Origin of the sequence: Mesorhizobium sp. IMUNJ 23232 (assembly GCF_044326205.1) — a bacterium.
GTDB lineage: Bacteria > Pseudomonadota > Alphaproteobacteria > Rhizobiales > Rhizobiaceae > Kumtagia.
The window spans coordinates 1-2,914 of record NZ_JBIRCY010000146.1 but is presented as its reverse complement, the minus strand read 5'-3'; the positions used below and the strand labels follow the sequence as shown (position 1 = coordinate 2,914).

At 65.4% G+C, this 2,914-nt stretch carries 3 protein-coding genes; all 3 read right to left on the bottom strand.

The window, feature by feature from the left end:
- On the bottom strand, nt 1-1,402 hold a 1,402-nt coding region (locus ACH196_RS37900; RefSeq protein ID WP_396651958.1), incomplete at its 3' end, for an NAD(P)(+) transhydrogenase (Re/Si-specific) subunit beta.
- 1 nt (nt 1,403) lies between these two features.
- Entirely contained in the window at nt 1,404-1,832 is a 429-nt protein-coding gene (locus ACH196_RS37895) for a proton-translocating transhydrogenase family protein (protein WP_396651957.1), read from the bottom strand.
- Nucleotides 1,832-2,914 (bottom strand): NAD(P) transhydrogenase subunit alpha (locus ACH196_RS37890; protein ID WP_396651956.1); only part of this gene is annotated, 1,083 nt, incomplete at its 5' end. The genes ACH196_RS37895 and ACH196_RS37890, both read right to left, overlap by 1 nt.

The following is a 2,914-nucleotide window of genomic DNA, read 5'->3' as shown; positions in this document are numbered from 1 at the left end:
AGTGATCCATCGCCTTGACGATTTCCTCGGTCATCTTCTTGGCGTCGCCGAGCAGCATCATGGTGCCGTCCTTGTAGAACAGCGTGTTGTCGATGCCGGCGTAGCCCGAGCCGAGCGAGCGCTTGACGAACAGGCAGGTGCGCGCCTTGTCGACGTCGAGGATCGGCATGCCGAAGATCGGCGAGTTCTTGTCGTCGCGCGCCGACGGATTAGTGACGTCGTTGGCGCCGATGACATAGGCGACATCTGCCTGCGCGAACTCCGAGTTGATGTCCTCGAGCTCGAACACCTCGTCATAGGGCACGTTGGCTTCGGCCAAGAGCACGTTCATGTGGCCTGGCATGCGGCCGGCGACCGGGTGGATGGCATATTTCACCTCGACGCCGTGCGCCTTCAGCTTGTCGGCCATCTCGCGCAGCGCATGCTGTGCCTGGGCGACCGCCATGCCGTAACCAGGCACGATGATGACTTTCTGGGCGTTCATCATCAGGAAGGCGGCATCGTCGGCCGAACCCTGCTTGACCGTGCGCTCGACACCGTCGTCGCTAGCCGCCGCCGTCTCGCCGCCAAAGCCACCGAGGATGACCGAGATGAAGCTCCGGTTCATGCCCTTGCACATGATGTAGCTGAGGATGGCGCCCGACGAGCCGACCAGCGCGCCGGTGATGATCAGCGCCAGATTGCCCAGCGTGAAGCCAAGTGCGGCGGCCGCCCAGCCCGAATAGGAGTTCAGCATCGACACCACCACCGGCATGTCGGCGCCGCCGATCGGGATGATGAGCAGCACGCCCAAGGCAAGCGACGCCACGACGATCAGCCAGAAGATCGTCGTGCTTTCGGTGGTCACCAGCATGACGATCAGCACGATCAGTGCAGCCCCGAGCAGGACGTTGATGACATGGCGCGCCGGCAGCATGATCGGCTTGCCCGACATGCGGCCGTCGAGCTTGAGGAAGGCGATGACCGAACCGGTGAAGGTGATGGCACCGATGGCGACGCCCAGGCTCATCTCGACCAGCGCCTGGCTATGGATGTCGCCGGCGGTGCCGATGCCAAAGCTGGTCGGCGAATAGATCGCGGCGGCCGCCACCATCACGGCGGCAAGGCCGACGAGGCTGTGGAAGGCGGCTACCAGTTGCGGCATCGCGGTCATGGCGATGCGCCGCGCGATATAGGCGCCGGCGCCGCCACCTATGACGAGACCGACGAGGATCAGCCCGGCCCCGCCGGTGGTCAGCGTGTCGAGGGTCAGCGCCAGCGTGGTCAGGATGGCGATGGTCATGCCGACCATGCCGTAAAGATTGCCCTGGCGGCTGGTGGTCGGATGCGACAGGCCACGCAGCGCCAGGATGAACAGGATGCCGGAGACGAGGTAGAGGAAGGAGGCGACGTTCTCGTTCACGTCACTTCTCCTTCTTCTTGTACATGGCGAGCATGCGCTGGGTCACCAGGAAGCCGCCGAAGATGTTGACCGACACCAGCATCAGGGCGACGAAGCCAAAGCCGGTCGCTGCCCCCGATGCTGATATGCCGACCGCCAGCAGCGCGCCGACCACGATGACCGAGGAGATGGCGTTGGTGACGGCCATCAGCGGCGTGTGCAGGGCCGGCGTCACCGACCAGACCACGTAGTAGCCGACAAAGATCGCCAGCACGAAGATGGCGAAGCGGAAGACGAAGGGGTCGATCGCCCCGCCCGACAGCGCGTGTGCTGCGTCGCCCGCCGCATCGGTTGCCGCCGGGGCATTGGCCAGATCCTGCACCGCGAGCTTGACCGCTTCGGTCGCCTTGTCGAGTTGCTCAAGAGCCTGTTGGAGAGCCGACTGTTCCATCATGCGTCTCCCTCGGTCTTCTTGGCCGCCTTCTTTCGCACCGGCTTGGCGGGTTCCGGCGTTTCAACATGCTTGTAGGGGCCGTCAGTAGGTGCCGCGCCCGCGCCCTTCTTCCTGACCACCTTGGGTTTCGCAGGTTCGACGGGCTCGACATGGCGGGCCGGGCCTTCGCCGGCCGCCGCGGGTTTGGCCGGTTCGGCCGTGACGAGCGCAGCCGCGCCGGAAAAATTCGGATGCACGACCTTCCCGCCGTCGGTCAGCATGGTCGCCTTGACCAGTTCGTCGTCGCGCTTGATGGCAATCTGCTTCGCCGCCTTGTCGACCATCGTCTCCAGGAAAGCGAACAGGTTCTTCGCGTAGAGCAGCGAGGCCGACGCGGCGACGCGACCCGGCACGTTCAAATGGCCGACGATCTTTACGCCATTGTCGGTGGTGACCACCTTGCCGGCCACCGCGCCCTCGACATTGCCGCCGCGCTCGACCGCGAGATCGACGATCACCGACCCCGCCTTCATCGACGCGACCATCGCTGCCGACACCAGTTTCGGCGCGGGCCGGCCGGGGATCAGCGCGGTGGTAATCACGATGTCCTGCTTGGCGATGTGGCCGGCCGTGAGTGCGGCCTGCTTCGCTTGGTATTCCTTCGACATCTCCTTGGCGTAGCCGCCCGCCGTCTCGGCCGCCTTGAATTCCTCGTCCTCGACCGCCAGGAATTTTGCTCCGAGCGAGGCGACCTGTTCGTTCACCGCCGGGCGGACGTCCGTCGCTGTAACGATCGCGCCCAGCCGCCGCGCCGTGGCGATCGCCTGCAGGCCGGCGACGCCGACGCCCATGATGAAGACCTTCGCCGCCGGCACGGTGCCGGCCGCCGTCATCATCATCGGCAGCGCCCGGTCGTATTCAGCCGCTCCATCGATCACCGCCTGGTAGCCGGCGAGGTTCGCTTGGCTGGACAGCACGTCCATCACCTGCGCACGGGTGATACGCGGCATCAGTTCCATCGCGAAACCGGTGACGCCCGCCCGCGCCATCTCGGCAAGCGCCGCATCGTTGCCGTAAGGATCCATGATGGCCAGCACCGC